At 57.9% G+C, this 20,794-nt stretch carries 21 protein-coding genes; 15 read left to right on the top strand and 6 right to left on the bottom strand.

What is annotated here, in order from left to right:
• Nucleotides 1–130 precede the first annotated feature (130 nt).
• The 5 genes from BM347_RS04030 to BM347_RS04010 form a co-directional block, all read right to left on the bottom strand.
• A complete protein-coding gene (locus BM347_RS04030) occupies nt 131–1,528 on the bottom strand; it encodes a bifunctional enoyl-CoA hydratase/phosphate acetyltransferase (protein WP_093915088.1) in 1,398 nt (465 codons plus the stop codon).
• A 38-nt stretch (nt 1,529–1,566) separates the two neighbouring features.
• The gene (locus tag BM347_RS04025) at nt 1,567–3,318 is read right to left on the bottom strand and encodes a PHA/PHB synthase family protein (RefSeq protein ID WP_093915418.1); all 1,752 of its coding nucleotides are present in this window, start codon (nt 3,316–3,318) and stop codon (nt 1,567–1,569) included.
• Between the two features lie 207 nt (nt 3,319–3,525).
• Nucleotides 3,526–5,370, bottom strand: coding sequence for a heavy metal translocating P-type ATPase (locus BM347_RS04020; RefSeq protein WP_093915087.1), 1,845 nt, complete (start codon nt 5,368–5,370; stop codon nt 3,526–3,528).
• Nucleotides 5,371–5,501: 131 nt separating this feature from the next.
• The gene (locus BM347_RS04015) at nt 5,502–6,119 is read right to left on the bottom strand and encodes a sll1863 family stress response protein (protein ID WP_139226447.1); all 618 of its coding nucleotides are present in this window, start codon (nt 6,117–6,119) and stop codon (nt 5,502–5,504) included.
• 77 nt (nt 6,120–6,196) lie between these two features.
• Nucleotides 6,197–6,787 (bottom strand): HdeD family acid-resistance protein, encoded by a 591-nt coding sequence (locus BM347_RS04010; protein WP_093915085.1) that lies wholly within the window; start codon nt 6,785–6,787, stop codon nt 6,197–6,199.
• Nucleotides 6,788–7,068: 281 nt separating this feature from the next.
• On the opposite strand from BM347_RS04010, the gene BM347_RS04005 reads away from it, so the two are divergent.
• A complete protein-coding gene (locus BM347_RS04005) occupies nt 7,069–7,278 on the top strand; it encodes a hypothetical protein (protein WP_139226446.1) in 210 nt (69 codons plus the stop codon).
• Between the two features lie 110 nt (nt 7,279–7,388).
• On the opposite strand, the gene BM347_RS04000 is transcribed toward BM347_RS04005, so the two are convergent.
• Nucleotides 7,389–8,225, bottom strand: a complete 837-nt coding sequence (locus BM347_RS04000) for a universal stress protein (RefSeq protein WP_093915083.1) — start codon at nt 8,223–8,225, stop codon at nt 7,389–7,391.
• Nucleotides 8,226–8,363: 138 nt separating this feature from the next.
• Here BM347_RS04000 and BM347_RS03995 point away from each other — a divergent pair, with 138 nt between their 5' ends.
• The 14 genes from BM347_RS03995 (at nt 8,364) to oiaX (ending at nt 20,677) form a co-directional block, all read left to right on the top strand.
• A complete protein-coding gene (locus BM347_RS03995) occupies nt 8,364–9,323 on the top strand; it encodes a DnaJ C-terminal domain-containing protein (RefSeq protein WP_245764177.1) in 960 nt (319 codons plus the stop codon).
• A 1-nt stretch (nt 9,324) separates the two neighbouring features.
• Nucleotides 9,325–9,624 (top strand): chaperone modulator CbpM, encoded by a 300-nt coding sequence (locus BM347_RS03990; protein ID WP_093915082.1) that lies wholly within the window; start codon nt 9,325–9,327, stop codon nt 9,622–9,624.
• A gap of 61 nt (nt 9,625–9,685) precedes the next feature.
• Nucleotides 9,686–10,537 (top strand): NAD(P)H-hydrate dehydratase, encoded by an 852-nt coding sequence (locus BM347_RS03985; RefSeq protein WP_093915081.1) that lies wholly within the window; start codon nt 9,686–9,688, stop codon nt 10,535–10,537.
• A gap of 58 nt (nt 10,538–10,595) precedes the next feature.
• Entirely contained in the window at nt 10,596–11,066 is a 471-nt protein-coding gene (locus tag BM347_RS03980; RefSeq protein WP_093915080.1) for a Crp/Fnr family transcriptional regulator, read from the top strand.
• A 24-nt stretch (nt 11,067–11,090) separates the two neighbouring features.
• A complete protein-coding gene (locus BM347_RS03975) occupies nt 11,091–11,303 on the top strand; it encodes a YgaP family membrane protein (protein WP_093915079.1) in 213 nt (70 codons plus the stop codon).
• A 73-nt stretch (nt 11,304–11,376) separates the two neighbouring features.
• Complete coding sequence (locus BM347_RS03970; RefSeq protein ID WP_093915078.1) at nt 11,377–11,700, top strand: TraR/DksA family transcriptional regulator; 324 nt, start codon at nt 11,377–11,379, stop codon at nt 11,698–11,700.
• A gap of 154 nt (nt 11,701–11,854) precedes the next feature.
• The gene (locus BM347_RS03965) at nt 11,855–12,988 is read left to right on the top strand and encodes an ABC transporter permease (protein ID WP_093915077.1); all 1,134 of its coding nucleotides are present in this window, start codon (nt 11,855–11,857) and stop codon (nt 12,986–12,988) included.
• On the top strand, nt 12,988–13,779 hold the full coding sequence (locus BM347_RS03960; RefSeq protein WP_093915076.1) for an ABC transporter ATP-binding protein: 792 nt from the start codon (nt 12,988–12,990) through the stop codon (nt 13,777–13,779). Before BM347_RS03965 ends, BM347_RS03960 begins: the two co-directional genes overlap by 1 nt.
• The gene (locus tag BM347_RS03955; protein ID WP_245764176.1) at nt 13,776–15,494 is read left to right on the top strand and encodes an MlaD family protein; all 1,719 of its coding nucleotides are present in this window, start codon (nt 13,776–13,778) and stop codon (nt 15,492–15,494) included. The genes BM347_RS03960 and BM347_RS03955 overlap by 4 nt, the downstream gene beginning before the upstream one ends.
• Nucleotides 15,495–15,498: 4 nt before the next feature.
• Complete coding sequence (locus BM347_RS03950) at nt 15,499–16,110, top strand: ABC-type transport auxiliary lipoprotein family protein (RefSeq protein ID WP_093915074.1); 612 nt, start codon at nt 15,499–15,501, stop codon at nt 16,108–16,110.
• A gap of 120 nt (nt 16,111–16,230) precedes the next feature.
• Nucleotides 16,231–16,809, top strand: a complete 579-nt coding sequence (locus BM347_RS03945) for a hypothetical protein (protein WP_093915073.1) — start codon at nt 16,231–16,233, stop codon at nt 16,807–16,809.
• Nucleotides 16,810–16,947: 138 nt separating this feature from the next.
• Nucleotides 16,948–17,895 carry a hypothetical protein gene (locus BM347_RS03940; RefSeq protein ID WP_093915072.1) on the top strand — a complete coding sequence of 316 codons (948 nt, stop codon included), beginning with the start codon at nt 16,948–16,950 and terminating at the stop codon, nt 17,893–17,895.
• A gap of 92 nt (nt 17,896–17,987) precedes the next feature.
• A complete protein-coding gene (locus BM347_RS03935) occupies nt 17,988–19,397 on the top strand; it encodes a four-carbon acid sugar kinase family protein (RefSeq protein ID WP_093915071.1) in 1,410 nt (469 codons plus the stop codon).
• A gap of 32 nt (nt 19,398–19,429) precedes the next feature.
• Nucleotides 19,430–20,677: a 3-oxo-isoapionate-4-phosphate decarboxylase OiaX gene (gene oiaX, locus BM347_RS03930; protein ID WP_093915070.1), complete on the top strand. Its 1,248-nt coding sequence runs from the start codon at nt 19,430–19,432 to the stop codon at nt 20,675–20,677.
• Nucleotides 20,678–20,794: the final 117 nt, after the last annotated feature.

Below are 20,794 nucleotides of genomic sequence, written 5' to 3'. Positions count from 1 at the left end.
TGGAAATCAATCGATCAAATGGCTACGGGACCTTGCCGCTAGGCAGTGGCATCGGGGAGGCTGTGCCGCTTTCAAAAGCCGGCAAGTTTCATGCGTGAGGGTTCGACGGGGCGTGTCAGAGATACGCTGCTCATGCGACGGCGGCAGGGGCTGTTGCATGGGCCAGCAGCTGCGCCATCGCGGCCGAGGCGATGCGCGATAAAACACCATCCGCGCGGCTGGTCAGTATGATCGGAATGCGCGCCCCCACCACAACCCCGCCTGCATCTGCACCGGCAAGATAGATCAGCTGTTTTGCAATCATATTGCCCGCCTCAAGGTCTGGCACGATCAAGATATCCGCCTGTCCCGCCACGTCTGATGTGATCCCTTTGGCGTCAGCCGCCGCCTTCGAGATGGCATTGTCAAATGCAAGCGGCCCATCCAGCAAACCGCCGGTGATCTGGCCGCGGTCCGCCATTTTGCACAGCGCCGCCGCATCGACGGTCGAGGGCAGGCTTGATGTCACTGTTTCAACAGCAGAAAGTAGCGCGACCTTGGGCAGATCGACCCCCAGAGCCGTGGCAAGGTCAATGGCATTTTGGACGATATCGCGTTTGGCGGGCAGATCGGGAAAGATATTGATCGCCGCGTCGCTGATCAGCAAAAGCTTGGGGTAGGTGGGCACATCCAGCGCGAAAATATGGCTCATCCGGCGTTCCGTGCGCAAACCGGTGACTTTGTGCAAGGCAGGTTTCAACAGCTCATCGGTGTGAATCTTACCTTTCATCAGCATATTAACCTTGCCCGCACGGGCCAGTGCCACGGCCTGTTCGGCGGCGGCATGGCTGTGGGGGGTGTCGATGATTTCGATGCCGGACAGATCGCAACCTGCATCTTGCGCCGCCGTTTCGATCTTGGCGCGGGGCCCGACCAGAACAGGGATGATGATGTTCTTCTCGCCCGCCTCAAGCGCCCCTTGTAACGACGCGGCATCACAGGGATGCACGACGGCAGTACGGACGGGGGCCAACGCCGAGGTCGCTTTGATCAGGTCTTCAAAGCGGCTGCCGCGCTCGTGCAGGTGTACCTCTGGCAAAATGGCGCGGGGGCGACGAACTTTGGCGGTGGGGGCCACGACAACGGCTTGCCCCTCGATGACAGTTTCGCCTTTTTGGTTGGTGCACAGGCAATCAAGCGTGACGTGATGATGCTTGGCGTCTTTGGCGGTGACGATCACCTGAATTGTCACCGTATCGCCGATCCCGACGGCCTGCAGGAATTTCAAATTCTGGTTAAGATAAATCGTGCCCGGACCGGGCAGCTCGGTGCCCAAAACCGCTGAAATCAGCGCGCCGCCCCACATGCCATGTACGATAACTTTGTGGAACATGTCCGAACGGGCGTATTCCTCGTCCACATGGGCGGGGTTCACATCGCCGGACATGACCGCAAACAGTTCGATATCCGCAGGCCTGAGCGTCCGGGTCAATTCGGCGCTTTCGCCCAGTTTAATCTCGTCGAAGGTGCGGTTCTCAATGAATTGCATCAAAGCATGCCTTTAAAGGGGGGCGTTGGTATCGGGATTTACTCCTGAAAAACATAGGTGCCTGGGGCGTCGCAAAGCGGGGCGTATTTTTCGTCTTTGGTGCCCATGGGTGGCGGCGGGACCGGTTCGCTTGATCTGTCCTCCAGCCATGCCACAAGGGCCGGCCACCACGATCCATCAACCGTTTTGGCGGTGTCGGCCCATTGCTCGGGGTCATGATAAGGCGCGTCCTTGTGCTTGACCCGCATGCGGTAGTGGCGATGGGGGTGGCCCGGTTCTGACACGATGCCAGCGTTATGGCCGCCGCTTGTCAGAACAAAGGTGACATCAGTATCGGACAGCAGGTTGAACTTGTACACAGATTGCCACGGTGCCACGTGATCGCGTTCTGTGCCCACCATAAAGACGGGCGCGCGGATATCCGTAATCGCGACGGGCTGCCCCCCGGCAAGGAAACGCCCCTCGGCAAGGTCGTTGTTCAAAAACAACTGCCGCAAGTATTGTGAATGCATCTTGTAGGGCATGCGCGTGGCATCCGCATTCCAGGCCATCAGATCGTTCATCTCGGAGCGGCCGCCCATCAGATAATCATGGACCACCCGCGACCAGATCAAATCATTGGAGCGTAAAAGCTGGAAAGCGCCTGCCATCTGTTTGCTATCAAGATAGCCCTTGTCCCACATCATATCATCAAGATAGGCAAGCTGGCTGTCGTTGATAAACAACGTTAATTCGCCCGCTTGGGTGAAATCAACCTGCGCGGCCAGCAGTGTCATGCTTTGTAGTCGGGGGTCATTGTCGCGTGCCATCGCTGCTGCGGCAATCGACAAGAGCGTGCCACCAAGGCAATAGCCGATCGCGTGTACCTGCCTGCCGCCTGTGATGGTATCAACTGCGTCAATGGCATCCATCACGCCACAAGACAGGTAATCATCCATGTCTAGGTCACGGTCATCGCTGTCCGGGTTCCTCCACGAGATCATAAACACCGTAAAGCCCTGCGCCGTCAGATAGCGAACAAAGGAGTTTTCCGCGCTCAGGTCGAGAATATAATATTTCATGATCCATGCAGGGACAATTAAGATGGGCTCTGGCCGCACCTTGTCGGTCGTGGGCGCATATTGGATCAGTTCGATCAAGTGATTGCGATAGACGACTTTGCCGGGGGTGGTCGCCAGGTTTTCGCCGACTTTGAATGCCTCAAGGCCGACGGGTTTTTCGCCGTTGTTGGCCCGCGCCGCGTCTTCGATGAAATTCTGCCAGCCGCGTATCAGGTTCATCCCGCCCTCGCGTGCGGTTTTGGCCAGTACCTCGGGGTTGGTCAGCGCAAAGTTCGAGGGGGAAAAGACGTCAAGAATCTGGCGCGTGACGAATGTCACCACATCTTCGTGTTGACGGGTCACGCCCGACACGCCGGTTGTCGCGTTTTGCCACCATTGTTGGCTTAGCAAAAATCCCTGCGACATCATGTTAAAGGGCCATTGTTGCCAAGATTCGTCTTTGAACCGTTTGTCCTGAGGCAGCGGCGTGATGCAGGTTTCCGACGTGTTGGGGTTCTGAGCGCAGCGTGCGGCGTAGGTTGAAAAACGCCATATCTTTTGGCCGGCTTTCTCAAGCAGCTGCAGCTGTTTGCCGGGGGCAGACGACAGATGCAAAGCCCAGTCCGAATAGGCAGCAGCAAGGGCGATTGGGGAGATCCCCCCGGTGAAATGCGCCTGCGCGGCTTTCATCCCCTTGTCCAAGGCTTGTTCCATCGTCGCATGCACATGTGACCGGTGTTTCACATCCATCTCGCCGGACAGGGCGTGCGCCTTTGGGGGGCTGCGGTGCGGTGCATGGGATGTGTTGGGATGGAGTGAGGCGACGTTTGCCATCTTCGGGCCCTTTCCAATTAACGCGACTTTATCCCCCGATACACATGATCCGCCGATAGCAAATTGACCTGCATCAATCATCGGCCTGTCATGCACGTGTTTTGCGCTGTCCGGCTGGCGGGTTTACGTCGCCAAGGGCGTGATCCGCAGCGCGCGAAGGGCGTTCAGAATAACGGCTACGTCGATCACTTCTTGGATCAGCGCGCCCTGAACGGGCGTCAGATAACCCAAGGCCGCCGCGATCATGCCGATCACTGACAACCCGATCCCCGCGACCACACTTTGCAAGGCAATGCCCCGGGATCTGCCCGCGATATCCATACCCAAGGCCAGCCGGTCAACACGGTCAATCAGTAGCACAACATCTGCCGCCTCGGCCGATGCCGCAGCGCCACGTGCGCCCATTGCCACGCCCACATCGGCAGCAGCTAGGGCAGGGGCGTCGTTCACGCCGTCGCCGACCATCATCACCGGGCCATTCTTGCGTTCAGTCAGGACCAGCAGCACCTTTTGTTCCGGGGTCAGATCGGCCCGGATTGCGTCCAGCCCCAAATCCTTGGTCACCTGTTCGGCCACCGCCACGCGGTCGCCGGTGGCAAGCAATATCCGCCCAACGCCGATCCGGCGAAGATTGGCCAGCATGGCGGCAATCCCCTCGCGCAGGGGATCTGCCATCACCAGATGCCCCGCCATCACGCCATTTACCGCGACAGCAACGACGACGGACCCCGCCGTGCGCGACAAATCCGACGGTACTGTCGCACCGACCTGATGGGTCACAAAGCTTTCTCCGCCGACGATGACATTGCGTCCGTCGATCTGGCCAGAGAGACCTTCGCCCGGGGTCTCGATCACTTGGGAAGGAACGGGCAGCGACAAATCGCGCGCCTTGGCGGCGGCAACGATGGCCTGCGCGACCGGGTGGGTCGAGGTCTGGTCAAGCGCTGCGGCAAGGCAGAGCATGTCATTTTCACCAATATCCCCAGAGGTTTGAATTTCAACGATCCGGGGCCGCCCGTCGGTCAAGGTGCCGGTCTTGTCCAAAATCAGCGTCCGAATGCGCGCCATTTTTTCCAGCACGCCCGACCCTTTGATCAGGACCCCGAAATGCGCGGCGCGCGACAGTCCTGCGACCAACGCAACCGGCACAGCAAGGATCAGCGGGCAGGGCGTTGCAATCACCAGAACGGCCACGGCGCGGATTGGATCGCCCGTAAACCACCACGCGGCAAAGGCGATTGCCACTGTTACGACCAGAAAGCCAAGCGACCAGCGATCAGCCAGCCGCGCCATCGGCGCTTTGGAACGTTGGGCTTCTTCGACAAGGCGCATGATGCCGGCATAGGTGCTTTCGCTGGCGCGGTGTGTCGCCGTCAGTTCGAACGGGTCGCCCGCATTTGTGGACCCGCTTAGCGCCGGTGCGCCGCGCGCAAGCCGTGCTGGCAAGGATTCTCCGGTCAGCGCGGATGTGTCGACAAAGGCAATATCTGACGCGACCGTCCCGTCGACCGCCACGGTGTCACCCTTGCGGATCAACAGCAGATCCCCCGGTTCGATATCCTCAAGCGGGATATCTTCGAGGCTGCCGTTTTTGTGCCGCGTCGCGGTGCGCGGCACCCGCGCCAGCAGGTCGTGCATTTCGCGGCGCGCGCGGCCTTGGGCAAAGATTTCCAGAAACGTACCGCCGGAATACATCACCGCAACAACCGCCGCCGCAAGGGTTTCGCCAAAGACAAGGGCCGCGGTCATCGACAGTGCCGCAACGATGTCCAACCCGACATCACCGCGCGACAGACTGCGCAAAATCTCGACCAGCAGGGCGATCAGCACGGGCACCACGCCTACAGTCCATAGCAGCGTGGCAAGATCAGCTTGGCCAGCCAAATAGAGGGCAATACCCGACACCAGACCAAAAACAGCGCAGATCAGCAGCGCAATTTTCACCCAGTCATTAGCGGCTCGTGTCATATGGCGTTGCTTCCTTGGTCAAACGGTGGCTGTCGCGTGGTGAAAAAACGGGGTGCCGGGCGGAATATGGCCCGGCACCCCAATATGGCATAACTTTACCCTGCGCGCCCTGATAGGCACCTAAGGGAGGATCAGGTTTTCTGGTTCTTCTTCCATGCATCTTTAAACGCTGCTTGGGCTTTTGCATTCGCAGCATCAAAAGCGGAACGGGATTCGGTCAAAGCGGACCGTAATGCGGCCCATGAGGCCTTGCTTGCGTCACTCATGTTTTCAAGCTTTGCCCCGGCATTCTGGGCAATATGGTCCGCTTTGGCGACGGCTGCGTCGACTTCGGCATCGCGTTCTGCCTTGAGGTCGGCGGCAGCCTGCCTGATGCGCTCTGCGGTATCGTTCCATGCTTTTTGCTGGGCTTCGGCCTGTGCCTTAAACGTGTCTGCGACTGCATCGGCTTTTTCGCCCACGTCTTTCCAATAGGCCTCTATATCATCCTCGAACGCGTCCCATTCCGCTTCGAGTTTCGCACTTGTTTCTTTCCAAACCTCCGCGTCGTCTTTGTATTCAGCCTTCAGCTTGGCCCTAAACGCATCGCGGCGCTTCCTCATGTCCTTAATCGCCTGATCGGCATTCTTGCTTGTATCTTTCTTGACGCCTTCGACCGTATTTTCAAAGACTTTCAATACGGCTTCCATCTCGTCGAGGCGGCTTTTGACCCATTCTGTATAGGGGGAAATGTCTGCTTTCTTTTTCATGTCACTCTCCTGATGCATGCCTTAGGGTTATCTTTCCAGATAGGAGGTCCATCCTCCAAGGCGGGTTTGATATTCGGTCAAATGGCGTGGTCGGTTTCAGAAAAATCGCCAAAGGCGCGGCTTACCGCGATGGGGATCATCACAAAGCTCCAGCCTGAAATCATGATGCTGATCCCCGCCAACGTGCCCAAGGCCCAGAGTGCGGCAGATGGCATCTGCCAGATCAACAGGCCGCCCAAAAGGGCGGTGATCAGACCGTCAAAAAGAAGCCAGCCCCAACCGGACAGCGGCCGCATGCGGAACGAAAGAACTGTCTTGATGACACCTTCCGTCAAGAACATCGCGGCGAGGACAATGGTCAGGACAACCACCCCTTCCAATGGGAAGAACATCAAATACACCCCGGCAAACAGCCAGACGGCGGCGACCAAGAGGCCCAGGATGACGCCGCTCCACTTGGGGTAGCTGAACGCACCTATCGTTTGCGCGATGCTGGCAATGATCAGCATGACTGCTGTGATCCACACGACGCTTAATGTGCTGATGAAGGGAAAGACGATGGCGGTAAAGCCGACAATGATCATCACGACGCCAAGGGCAATCATCACGTTGCGACCGCGTTTTATGCCGTCAGCGAATGGGAATTCTTCGGTAGGGTTCATGGTCATGGAAAATCTCCAACTCTATTTCTAACGTTCATGCGCGCCGCTTTGCTGAGAATGAAAACGGCCAATTTGAAATCTGTTTTGCTGCGCTTATTGCGGTCGGTTTAGGCGCAAATTGGTGTAGGGGCGGTAGCAATGCCCCCAGTACCTGAGAAAACGATTACACGATTCGTGGTCTTCCAGATTGACGCACATCAATTGTTGATCGGGTGCACTTGATGCCGATCAAGTCAGGCCTGCAAAGGAGCGGTAGTTTGGTCCCGGCCTCAAGCAAAGGAAAAATCATGTCCAACGCAAATTCTCGTCCGCCTTCCGACAAGCCTGCCAAGGAAGTGCCCGCGCCAAACGATCCCAAGCCAGCCCCAGAGCCGCCGCAGCCAACCGGGCCGCAAGATCCACAGCAAAACCCTGCCCCGTCAGAGGTTCCGCAGCCCGACATCGGGCCCGAGGATCCTGCTTATGATCCGTTTGATGATGGGAACTTCCCTGTTTAAGGCATTCAAAATCTGATGCTTTTAAATGCATTGAAAGCGGGCCGCTGCTGTCTTGCGGCCCGCCGTCTGAAATGTCGTTGTGATACGCTATGCGATGGGAAAACAGCGCATCAATGCGCCAAGAACACCGGCAGGTCCGTTTGCTCAATCATCGACCGTGTCGTGCCGCCCAGAACGGCTTGAACCATCCGCGCGTGCCCATAGGCCCCCATGACCACAAGGTCGGCCCCGAATTCCTGCGCGCGGTCCTGAATGCATTTTTCGATAGATAGTTTTCCGCTTGGGTACTGTGAAACGGTGACGTTGCAGCCGTGGTGGCTTAGCCATGCGGCGACATCGGTGCCGGGATCCTGACCATCTGCGTCGGCCATCATCACCGGATCGATGCTGGCGATCAGCACTTCTTTCGCCTCGATCAGATAGGGCAGGGCGGCGTGCAGCGCGCTTGCTGCGGCCTCACTGTCATCCCAAGCGACAAAAACACGGGCGATCTTGTCGGCGATTGACCCGTTGATGCGCAGCCCGATCGGCGAGTGGAACAAAACACCCGACGCAGCTTCGCGCAGAAAGTCTGGCGTGTCGCGCAGGTTGTCGGCCAGATACGCCTCGTCGCAGACCCGTGCGAACCGTGCGACGGCATGTTTTGCATCGGCAGTGGCGCAGATGACCGACTGCACATCGCCCGCTGCATTGCTTTTGGCCAGCAGCGCTTCGACTTCTTGGACGCGGTCTTGTTGGGTTTGTTGTACCTCTGCAACCAGTTCGCTCCAGTTATCCGGGACGGTGCCGGCCCCGTATGGCGATACATAGACCGGAAAGAATGGCGATGCGCCCAAGATTAGGCAAACCAAACGGTGGCCTTGCTCGGCTGCGGCTTCGGCGGCCGCGCTGATCAGGGTGTCGGCGGTGTCGATGTTCATCACAAATAATATCGTGCGGCGCTTCATGCTGTTCTCCGTTCCAAAAATGCACCCCGTCAACGGGTGGGGCAGTTGTGTAGAGGTTAACAGCCCGCTGAACCAAAGAAATGATACAGATCAAACGGCGGCTGAAATTTGCGGGCATTATGAAATCAACAACTTTCAATGGACGATTGGCAAATGGATTTCAAAGATTACTACAAGGTGCTTGGCGTCGCACGCGATGCAAGCGATGACGAGATCAAGAAGGCGTTCCGCAAGGGCGCGCGCAAATACCATCCCGACATCAATTCAGATGCGGAATCCGAGGCAAAGTTCAAAGATGTGAACGAGGCCTATGAGGTTCTAAAAGACCCCGAACGCCGCGCGGCCTATGACCAACTAGGCCAGGAGCCGCCGCAAGGCCAGGGCCGCTATCAGCCGCCGCCCGGCTGGGACAGTGGTTTTTCATTCTCTGAAGGCGGGCCAGAGAGCGACGAAGGGTTCAGCGATTTCTTTGAAAGCCTGTTTCGCCGGGGCGCTGGTCCGTCAGGCGGTATGGGCGGTATGGGTATGGGCGGTGGCCGTGGTGCCGACAGCCACGGGCGTATCGAAATCTCGATCGAGGATGCCTATCGTGGTGCTGATCGCACCTTAAGCCTAAGATCGCCGGTTGTGGGCCCAAACGGCACCGTCACCATGCAAGATCGCAAACTGTCCGTCCACGTGCCCAAGGGGGTATCGCAGGGGCAGCATATTCGGCTGGCAGGTCAAGGCGCACCGGGTGCGCAGGGCGCAGGTGATCTGTTTCTTGAGGTCGCCTTTGCGCCGCATCCCATATACCGGCCGGACGGGCGGGACCTTTACCTTGATCTGCCCATCACCCCATGGGAGGCCGCATTGGGGGGGCAGGTCGTGATGCCCACCCCCGGTGGCAAGGTCGATCTGCGTATTCCCAAAAATGCGCGATCAGGCCAGAAAATGCGACTGAAAGGCAAGGGGCTGCCCGGCAAACCTCCGGGCAATATCTATGCCACGTTGAAGATCGTAAATCCGAAAGTTGAAACAGAAGAGGCACGCGCGTTCTTCGAGAAAATGGCCAAAGAGATGGCCTTTGATCCGCGGGTCGGGCTTGGAGGGAAATGAAATGAAAAAGACAACGATAAAGTCAGACGTCGTTGATGCGCTGTCATTGCCTGACCTATGCCGGTTTTGTCAGGCTGATGAAACATGGGTCATCGAACTTGTCGAACATGGTGTGATTGATCCGATGGGCAGCAACAGCGGCGATTGGCGGTTCATAGGGGCCAGCATTTCGCGTGCGAAAAAGGCGCGGCGGCTTAACCGCGATCTGGGGATCAATACTGCGGGCGTTGCCTTGGTGCTGGACCTGCTGGAAGAACGGGACGCGATGATGCGCCGCCTTGCGCGTCTCGAGGCGATTTGATTGAGTTAGGGGCGCATATTGCCCCAACGCGCAGCACTTCAAAGCCAGCTGAAAGCCGTCGATGACCCGTTTAGAAGACCAAACACCCGTTTTTGAGATGACCGATACCCATTGGCGGTCGCTGCAAAAATCGGGCGCGGCCCATAAACACCGCTATGGGCACGCCGCGGTTATTGCCGGTCCCTTTGGTCAAGGTGGTGCCGCGCGGCTGGCCGCCAGAGGTGCGTTGCGGATCGGGGCAGGGCTGGTCAGTGTGGTATGTCGCAGTGATGCGGTGGCCGAACATGCCGCTCAGTTGAATGCAATTATGGTTAAACCCTACACGCAGGACGGCGAATTTCAGGACCATCTCACGGGGATCAAGCCACAGGCGATTTGCATTGGCCCTAATCTGGGATTGTCATCCGGCAACAAAACGCAGGTCGGGCAGACGCTGACGCTGGGGCTGCCGATGTGCATCGATGCCGATGCGATCACCCATCTGTCAGACAGGGGCGATCCGCTGCCCGGCATTTCCAATCCGCAAAGTGTCATGACCCCGCATGAGGGCGAATTGCGCCGGTTTATTCCAGAGGCATTCAACACAACATCCTGCCGCGTGACCCTTGCCCAGCATGCCGCAAAGAAAGCCGGCTGCGTTGTTCTGTTCAAAGGGCCCGATACCGTGGTTGCAAGGCCCGCGCACGCGCCCATGATCGTATCCTCCAAGCGTTTCCAACACAGCAGTTGGTTGGCCACGGCGGGATCGGGGGATGTGCTATCGGGTTTTATCACCGGCCTGCTGGCCCGAGGCTTTGATGCGTTCGATGCGGCCTGCCTTGCAGCCGAGCTGCATTTTCGCTGCGCCGAGGCCTTTGGCCCCGGCCTGATCGCAGTGGATATTCCCGAAATGCTGCCAAAGGTTCTGCGTTGACCTAGATCAATCCGCCGCGTGTCTCGACGTTTAGTCTGACCGAAACACAGGTGAAAATATGATCAGAAAACACGAATGGCGCGCTGCATTTCCGGATCTAGCCGGGATATCTGACGATGTGTCGGACCAGCTTGACCGGCACGCCCGCCTGATAACGCGCGCGCAGGGTGCTGCGATATCAGGCGCGGATAACGTGACCGATAACCTGTTGCTTGTCGTGACCGGCACCGTTCGGGTGCAGCAATATTCGCCGATGGGCCGGAAAATCGCGATGTACCATATCCATTCCGGCGAGAGCTGCGTTTTGACCTCGGCCTGTTTACTGGCCTATCGTGGCCGCGCTGTTCAAGCGGTTGCCGAAACCGACGTCGAGGCGGTGTTGATCCCCTGCAATGTATTCGACGCGCTGATGCTTGAATCCAAGGCGTTCCGCGCCTTTGTTTTCGCCTCATACTCCAAACATCTGTCAGAGCTGATGGGCAGCGGGCCCGCCCAAAGCCCCGCAGGCCCGCATATTCGTATTCACTAAGTACCCGTAAGAATGGAGAGTAAAATGAACGTAAATGTTGGAAATATCGACCGCGCCCTAAGGATCATCCTTGGGCTTGCGCTGATCGGTGCGCGGGTTTTGAACATCCCCGATATCTGGAGCAATCCAGTGCTGGGCTATGGCAGCCTGCTGGTGGGGCTGGTGCTGGTTGTCACCGGGATTTTCCGGTTCTGCCCGCTCTACCGCTTGCTGGGCATTTCGACCTGCAAGGTGTGACAGGCGGCTTCGGCGGCTCATGAACCCTCGCCCCCGAAATGGGGCGCACCTCGCGAATAATGAAGGATACAACATGCTTGACCACTCTCACTACGCCGGATTGATCAAGGCGCGATTGCAGGAATTAGACGCCCGCATGCACGAGGTTGATCACGAGTTGGGTACGCCCAAATCGCCCGATATGGACGATCAATCCATTGATCTTGAGGACGATGAGGTGCTCGAAGGCATCGGGATCGCCGCCCAAAAGGAAATTGCATTGCTTAGGCTCGCCATGGAGCGGATCAAGAATGGCAGCTATGGCGTATGTAAAAAATGCGGCGGGCCGATTTCCGACGCCCGTTTGACCGCCGTTCTTTACACCCCGTTGTGTAAAAATTGCGCCGCAAACCGATAACCATCCTGCGCGGATTGGCCGGTAAGGCGGCAGATGCAGTGCAATATGTTAGTGAGGGTATCGGCGCATTGTCGGGGTCTTCGCCATACAACCAAGGGGCTGCTGTCACAAAGAATGATGGTGCCCACAGCCCCGACACTTTAGGATAAATGGCATGACTGAACCCGCCGCCATGCCAGCCAAGACGATCCAGAGTTCGACGTTCGATGGGACGTTGACCCTGTCGGGGCGTTTGCTGATCGACACGCTGCTGCAGCTTGAGGGGCGCGGGGGCCATGCCGCCGCTGAACCGTTCCATTCTATTGATATTACGGACTTATCCCAGATGGACACCGCAGGCGCGTGGTTCTTGATCGATCAAAAGATGCGGGCGGCACGGCACAATATCGCGCTCGAAATTCGGGGCGCGTCTCAGGCGCAGGCGCAATTGATCGCGACGGTTGAAAAGAACATGCCCCCCAAGGACGCGGCCGCTGCCAAACCTCTGAGCATCGCCGACCGGTTCGAAGTCTATGGCCGCAAGGTCGTGCGCGCATTGCGCATGACGGTTGAGCTGACCTCGTTCCTGGGGCAGGTGATTGCAACGCTTGGCGGTATTATCCGTCACCCCAGCCGGTTGCGTCTGACATCGGTGGTGCATCACTGTCAGGAAATCGGCGTGAGCGCGGTGCCCATTGTGGCGTTGATGGCTTTCTTGATCGGGGTGGTCTTGGCCTTTCAGGGGTCGGCACAGCTGCGCCAATTCGGTGCCGAGGTGTTTGTTGTTGATCTGATAGCCATTTCGATCCTGCGTGAACTGGGTATCCTGTTGACGGCGATCATCGTGGCGGGCCGGTCGGGATCGGCGTTTACCGCGTCTATTGGGTCGATGAAAATGCGCGAAGAAATCGACGCCATGCGTACTCTTGGCCTTGATCCCGTGACGATCCTTGTGGTGCCGCGCGTGCTGGCGCTGATGCTGATGTTGCCAGCACTGGGGTTCATCGCGGATATTTCCGGTCTGGTCGGCGGCGCGCTGATGTCGTGGATCGATATGGGGGTGTCCCCTGCGGTGTTTCAAACGCGGCTGGTCAACAACACAGATGTTTGGCATTTTAGCGTTGGCATGATCAAGGCACCGTTTTTCGCGCTGATCATCGGGATTATCGGTTGTTACGAGGGGATGAAAGTTGGCGGCGACGCGGAATCGCTGGGGCGGCTGACCTCTGCCTCGGTGGTGCTTTCGATCTTTATGGTGATTGTGATGGACGCGTTGTTTTCGGTCTTTTTCGCGGTGGTGGGTGTGTAATGACAGCAGTAAGTGACCCTATTATCCGTGTGCGCGGTTTGGTGACGCGGTTCGGAACGCACACGGTGCATGACGGTCTGGATCTGGATGTGAAACAAGGCGAAATCATTGGCGTGGTCGGCGGGTCCGGCACCGGGAAATCTGTGTTGCTGCGGGCCATTGTTGGTCTGCTTGAACCCGATGCGGGCCAGATCGAGGTGTTCGGACAAAGCGTGCGGTCCACATCTGACGCAGAGTTTCGCGCCCTGCGCCGCCGCTGGGGCGTGATGTTTCAGGACGGTGCGTTGTTTTCATCGCTGACCGTGCGCCAAAATGTCGAGGCACCGATGCGCGAGCAGTTGGCCTTGCCTGACGACTTGCGTGAAACGCTTGCCGGTATCAAGGTGCGCATGGTCGGATTGCCGGAAAATGCGATGGCGAAATACCCGTCGGAATTGTCTGGCGGTATGCGCAAACGTGCCGGTTTTGCCCGCGCCATTGCCATGGACCCCGAGATTGTCTTTCTGGATGAACCCACCGCAGGGCTTGACCCGATCGGGGCGGCGGCGTTTGATATCCTGATCAAACAATTGCAGGCTTCGCTGGGGCTGACGGTGTTTCTGGTGACACATGATCTGGACAGCCTGCATGCGATCTGTGACCGCATCGCGGTATTGGCTGATCAAAAAGTATTGGCCGTAGGAACAATGGACGACATGATGCAGGTCGATCACCCGTGGGTGCATGAATATTTCCACGGTCCCCGTGCGCGGGCGGCTTTATCCTCTGCCCAAAGAGAAGGGGCGCAATGATGGAAACCCGCGCGAATTATATCCTGATCGGGATATTCACCCTGCTGTCCATCCTTGGGACCTTGGCGTTTTTCATCTGGTTGGCCAGCGTTCAGATCAACAAGCAATATCAAACCTACGGTATTCTGTTTGAAAACGTGTCGGGGCTGGATACGTCGGGCGATGTTTTGTTCAATGGCATTTCGGTCGGCAAGGTTGTCGGTTTGAAAATAGCCGATGAGGACCCGTCAAAGGTATTCGCGACCATCGAGATCGAAGGCGATGTGCCGGTCCGGTCCGATACGGTGGCCCAGCTGCAATCGCAGGGGGTGACGGGGGTGGCGTATATTTCGCTGTCGGGGGGCACGCCGACGGCACCGCCGCTGGTTGCGAATGCTGATGGCTGGCGGATGATCCCCTCGCGCCGGTCAACCGTGCAAACGCTGGTCGAAGACGCGCCGGACATTCTGATCGAGGCCAAGAAACTGCTTGTGCAGTTTCAGAACCTTGCAGGCCCCGAGAACCAAGAACATGTGACCAACATCCTGCGCAATATCGACACCTCTTCCGATCGTCTGGATGAGGCGCTGAGCGATTTTTCAAAGATCAGTGGCACAGTGCGCGATGCGACCGATCAGATCACCCGGTTTACCGACCGGCTTGATAGCATTGGTGCTGCGGTGACAACGACCCTTGAGCAAGCTGACAGTACGCTCGAAGCGGCCACAGTGACGTTTGGCACAGCGGACAAGGCGCTGACAAGTTCGGTCGCTGCCATCGATAGCGCCAAAGAAACCTTTGATCAGGCCAAGGCGCTGTTATCGCAACAGGTTCCCGAGATTCTGGCGCTGGTGTCACAGGCGTCAGCGCAGGCGAATGAGGCGATTGCTGATGTACAGCACCGCACGGGCACCACACTGGATGGGTTTGCCCAGACGGCTGAATTACTGAACGCGCGCCTGATTGAGCTTGAGACAGCACTTGAGGGGGCCAATACCGCCTTTACTGCCGTAACCGAAGCGTCAGACAGTTTCGACCATCTGGTAGATGGTGATGGGACGCTTTTGGTGGCCGAGGCGCGTGTGGTTCTGGCAGATGCAAAAACAGCGATTGATGCGATCAACGCGGTCGTTGCGAATGACGTCCCTGCGATCACCGCCGATATCCGCAGCGGCGTTGCCACGGCGAACCAAGCTATTGAGGACGTCGCGGCGCAATTGACGGGCTTTACCGGGCGGTTGGACCCCATGGCGGATGACGTGCAGGCGGCGCTCCTGTCTGCCAAAACGCTCTTTAATCAGGCGCAAGGCAGTTTGACCCGCTTGGATACCACGCTCGTTGCTGCCGATGGTGCGCTTGGATCGGCGCAAACCACGTTTGATGCGGCGACGGAGGTTCTGGACACCGATCTGGAACCCATGATGACCGATATCCGCGCGGCCGCGGACGAGATCAGCCGTGCCGTAACGGACGTGACCCGCGACATGCCTGCCATCACCTCCGAACTGCGCGCGCTGATCGCCCGCAGTGATGCCGTCGTGCAGCAGATACAGAACGCTGTGGCAAACAGTACCCCGGGGATTGGCGATTTTGCCAACAAGGGGCTGCCGGAACTCACAAAGCTCGCCACCGAGGCGCGCATATTAATCGACACATTGGGCAGTCTTACGCGCCGCATTGAACGCGATCCCGCCCGCTTTATCTTGGACGGCCGTGTCCCTGAATACAGGAGATAGACCTATGCAAACCATAACCCGCCGCGCCGCTTTGTTGGGGGCGGTGTCCACGCTCAGCGGCTGCGCGGCGATATCGTCGATCAACAGCGCTGCAGCACCGCTGGATACCTTTGATCTGCACCCCGTCGCCGGATCCACCAGCGGTGGCCGCAGATCACGTACCTTGCTGGTCGCGCGCCCGCAAGCGTCGGCTGCGCTGGCCACGGACCGGATTATGATCAAGCCGGGTGCGGCGTCGGTTACCTATCTGCCCGATGCCCGCTGGGTCGATGAATTGCCGGCGGTCTTGCAATCCTTGTTGATACGCAGCATCTCTGGCACCGGGCGTATCGCATATGTCGGGCGCAGCGACGCGGGGCCAATCCCGGACAAGGCGTTACTGGTGCGCATCGACGCTTTTGAGGTCAACGCATTGGACGGCGGTACATTCGACGTCACTGTCGATCTTGATCTGACGTTGATCAATGACAGCAACCAACGGGTGGTTGCGTCGCGGCGGTTTACGAAAACGACCCTGGTTGCCTCGGACGATGTGGCTGAAATCGTTGGCGCATTTCAAAGCGTGTTGAATGACCTTTTGCCTGAGATGGCAGATTGGGCGGTCGCGCGGACCTGAAAACATCGGCGCGCGCTTGGTCATATAGGGCAGGGGCACAGGGTTGATTTGGATCAATATGCAGGCAGGCGGCCCGTCTAGATTAGGGCCAAATCCCGTATTGCCCAAAAGGACGATCCCATGACCGCGACAAACGAGCCAGACCACAAACCCACCGTCATTAAAATCCCGGAGGCCGTCGGCGTTTTTGACAGTTACGAAGACCTGCAAAAGGCATTTTATGATTTGCGGATGGTCGGTTTCAGCCGGTATGACATCAGCCTTCTGGGCGGCGAGGACACGCTGAAGGAAAAGCTGGGCACTGCTTATTGGCGCTCGCCCGAGCTGGAAGACGACCCGAACGCGCCCCGCGCGGCATTCGTTTCCGAAGAAGCAATCGGCGAGCTTGAAGGCGGCATCGCAGGCGGTTTTTTCTTTCTAGGTTCATATGTTGCCATGGCGGCGATGCTCACGGCGGCCAGCACATTGGCCGCGTCGATTGCTGCTATCGCGGTCGGAGGCGTACCTGCGGCAATCGTCGGCGCGCTGCTGGCCCGGCGCGTGGGACAGCACCACAAGGACTATTATGCCACCCAGATCGAACATGGCGGGATTTTGCTGTGGGTCCGGGTAAAAGACAAAGAGCACGAAGATCTGGCGGTCAAGATTATGAAAGAGCATTCGGGACGCGATGTTCATGTCCACGGCTGGAGTGAATAAGCTTCTGATATAATTGGCCGAAACGCCCTTGAAGGCCTGAAATCAGGCCCTTTCGTTGTATCTATCCCAGTTGCGCCTGTACCATGGTCACCGGCACGCTATGCTTGGCCAAGGGACTGAGCGGAAAGGGCTGGGGCTATGCGGTTGGAAGCGCCGTTGTGGATCGACAAAATACGCGCAGAAGAAGACGCGCGCGGGGCATTGACCGCCGTTTTGAACACCAAGCACGAGGTGCAACGGTTTACCTTGGGCGACGCCCTGAAAGTTAGCTTGAAAAGCTGGGTGTTTCGGGCAACGATCAACGGTGAAGATGCTGTCGTAAAACGGTTTTTCGACGGCGATGTGCCGCAGGTTCTGCGCAACCTCAAGGTGGAGCTGGACTTTCTAGAGCGATCCTTTGACGACCCGCGATATCAGGCGAACCGGTGCCTTTACACTTGGCCCGAGGACGGTATCGCTGTGCTGAGCTTTGCGCCGGGAAAGCGGCTGGGTGACGAGATCGCACAGGCCTCCGGCGATGCCCGGCGACAGCTTGTGTGGCAAAGCGGTGAATGGCTTCGCCGCTATTGTGAATTCCGGAAAAGAGATAGCCGTTTCGGCCCCAGACATTGGGTGAAAAAGATGACATCGGTCAAGACAGATCGGGTGTCGGTCCCGGCGGATCGATTGCTTTTGGACCGTCTGCGCGCGTCCGTGGTGGGGCAAACTGATGCGGTAAGGGGCGTGCCTGTCGTACAGGCCGCGACCCATAGCGATTACGTCGGTTTGAATGCCCATTATCATCAGGGCACGATCTATGGCGTTGATATTCAAGGCGAAAGCTGGCTCGCTGTTGCCAAAGACGTCGCGCGTTTTCTGGTCTGGTTGCAGATACACGTCCCAATCTCCGAAGGCGGACAGCGTTATGGGATTGCACTGGAATATATTGATCCGTTTTTGGAAAGCGGCGTTCTGAGCGCGCAAGAGCAGGTGACGACGTTGCCATTTTTGATTGGCGAGCAGCTGAACGGTAGGTTTGTTGAGGTCTACGCGCGCCCCCATCTGCGCGACATCACACGCGCCGCGATTGAGATGTATCTGGCGTAAAGCAGGGGCATCGTGCCGCGTGTACGTGACAATTTTGATGCCCATGATGGATTGAATTGACAACTGGTATAACAAGGTACTAGTCATGGAGAATGTCTAGAAAGATCAGCACCCCGAGCGGTGGCGATACGCCCCTGCCTGCTCAGAAACCGCGTGTCGCATGGTATGCGGACGACTTTACCGGTGCGGCCGCGACGATGGAGGTTTTGAACTTTGCTGGTATCAAAACCGTCCTGTTTTTGGACGTGCCGACGCCCGACCAACTGGACCAGTTTCCCGGTATTGAGGGGTTTGGCGTCGCGTCGACCGCGCGGGCGCAAACGCCTGATTGGATGGACCAGAATCTGCCCACAGCCTTTGACCGGATCAAGGCATTTGAGCCCGAAATTTTCCACTACAAGATATGCTCAACCTTGGATTCCGCGCCGCATATCGGATCGATTGGAAAGGCCATAGAGATCGGCGCAGATTGTTTCGATAGCCAATCAATCCCCGTTCTTGTCGCGGCCCCAAAAATGCTCAGATATCAATGCTTTGGCCAGCTTTTCGCGGGAATGGGCGATCGGATATTTCGTTTGGATCAGCACCCGGTGATGGCCCGGCACCCGGTTACGCCCATGCAGGAACCCGATGTCGCTGCACATATCCTCAAGCAATCAGGGCGTCTGGACGCAACGTTGATACCGCTCAATGAGATGGGCGCATCTTTCAGCTATACGCCGCAGGCAGACGCGCGGCCGGATGGATTATCGCTTGTTTCGATTGATAGCGTGAATGATGATACGGATGCGATCGCAGGGCGTATTCTATGGGAAAACCGTCGCCAGATGCCTTTTGTCGTCGGCTCGCAAGGAATTGAATATGCGCTGGTTGAACATTGGCAGCGGACCGGAATTATCGCGCAGACGGCACCGCCGACCAGCATCGGAAGGGCAAGTGCTATGATGTGCGTCTCGGGGTCGGTATCGCCCACAACGGCCAGCCAGATTGAATGGTCGCGGCAAAACGGGTTCGAGTGTATCGCATTTGACGCGACCCAACTCTGCCGTGACCCCGAAGCGGTAAACCGCGAGGCGGCCCGTGTAATCGCCGCGTCCAAGGAAGCACTGTCCAAGGGGCACGATCCGTTGGTGTATTCGGCGGCGGGGCCTGATGATCCGATGGTGGCACAGCTCATCGAGGCGGTGGCGAAGTCCTCTCACAGCATGGCTGAGATTAACCGGAAAATTGGCGAAACTCTGGGGCTGATCCTCAAACAGATATTGACCGATTGCGGTGTCCGCCGTGCTGTCGTGTCGGGTGGGGATACCTCTGGCAGCGTCACGCAACAGCTCGAGATATTTGCCCTAACCGCGCTGGCCCCAACCATTGCGGGCGCATCGATTTGCCGGGTGCACGCCAGTAATGGGTTCGACGGCCTGGAGCTGGCACTGAAGGGTGGGCAAATGGGATCACAAGACTATTTCGGGTGGGTCCGCGATGGCGGCGGCCCACGGCAGTAACAGCGCAACACCAACCAAAGGCCCAAGCCCTTATGAACAGCGAATGGATCCACGTAACCTACCGGCTTGAAACGTCAGGCGATGTTGGCGCTTTGGCCGAAAAAATCGCCTCTGATCAATCAACTGGCACCTTTACAGAGCTGCCCGGAGAGACCGAGGCCGTGCGCAAACGCTGTGCCGCGCGGGTTGTGAAGCTGACCCCGTTGGAGCCTGCCGAACAACCGTCGCTGCCGGATGCGCAGGGGCAGGGGCCGTACAACCGCGCGCACGCCGTGATCGCATACCCGCTCGAAGCCGTTTCTACGGATATCGCGGCCTTGATGACGATTACCATTGGCGGCGTGTTCGCCGTGCGCGGGCTGAGCGGGGTTCGGGTGATGGATATTGATCTGCCTCAGGCGTGGGATTGTCATCCGGGGCCGCAGTTCGGCATCGCCGGGTCGCGCCGTCTGACCGGGGTTGAAAAAGGGCCGATTGTCGCATCGATTATCAAACCCTCGCTCGGGCTGCTGCCGGCCGAGACTGCCGAGGTCGTGCAGTTGCTTTGTGATGCGGGTGTCGATTTCATCAAGGACGATGAAAAGCTGATGAACCCCGGCTATTCCTCTGTCGCGGATCGCGTAAAGGCGATCATGCCTGTGATCAAAAACCACGAGCAAAAGACCGGTAAGAAGGTGATGTATGCATTTGGGATTTCCTCGGCCGATCCCGATACGATGATGAAAAACCATGATCTGGTCGTCGAAGCCGGCGGCAATGCAGCGGTGATCAACATCAACTCTATCGGCTATGGCGGCATGTCATTTCTGCGCAAGAGATCGCAGCTTTGTCTACATGCCCATCGCAATGGCTGGGACATTCTAACGCGCCATCCCGGTCTGGGGATGGAGTTTCGGGCCTATCAGAAAATCTGGCGGTTGCTGGGGGTAGATCAGTTTCAAATTAACGGCATACGCGCCAAATACTGGGAACCGGACGAGAGTTTCGTGAAGTCCTTTGAGGATGTCACAACCCCGATTTTCCGCGAAGACGACTGCGCGCTGCCAGTGGTGTGTTCGGGTCAATGGGGCGGGCAGGCTGTCGAGACTTATAATCGCACCGGGCGCAGTCTGGATCTGATGTATCTGGGCGGCGGCGGCATCCATGGGCACCCCATGGGCGCGGCGGCGGGCGTTAAAGCGATCAAACAGGCGTGGCAAGCCGCCGAGCAGGGCGCCGAGCTTGAAGCCTTTGCAACCACGCATCCAGAGCTGGCCGCAGCACTGGCCAAATGGGGCTAATCACGGCACCCGATTTGATCCGCGTCCGCTGAGGGATTGATGTTTTTGTGATGTGCCCGAGCGCGCCGAGATATCTTGCATTACCTCTAAAAGCATAATAATCATGTGATCATACCA

It is taken from the genome of Sulfitobacter marinus, from assembly GCF_900116285.1.
Lineage (GTDB): Bacteria > Pseudomonadota > Alphaproteobacteria > Rhodobacterales > Rhodobacteraceae > Sulfitobacter > Sulfitobacter marinus.
The sequence above is the reverse complement of the archived record's forward strand: the minus strand, read 5'-3'. Positions and strand labels throughout refer to the sequence as shown.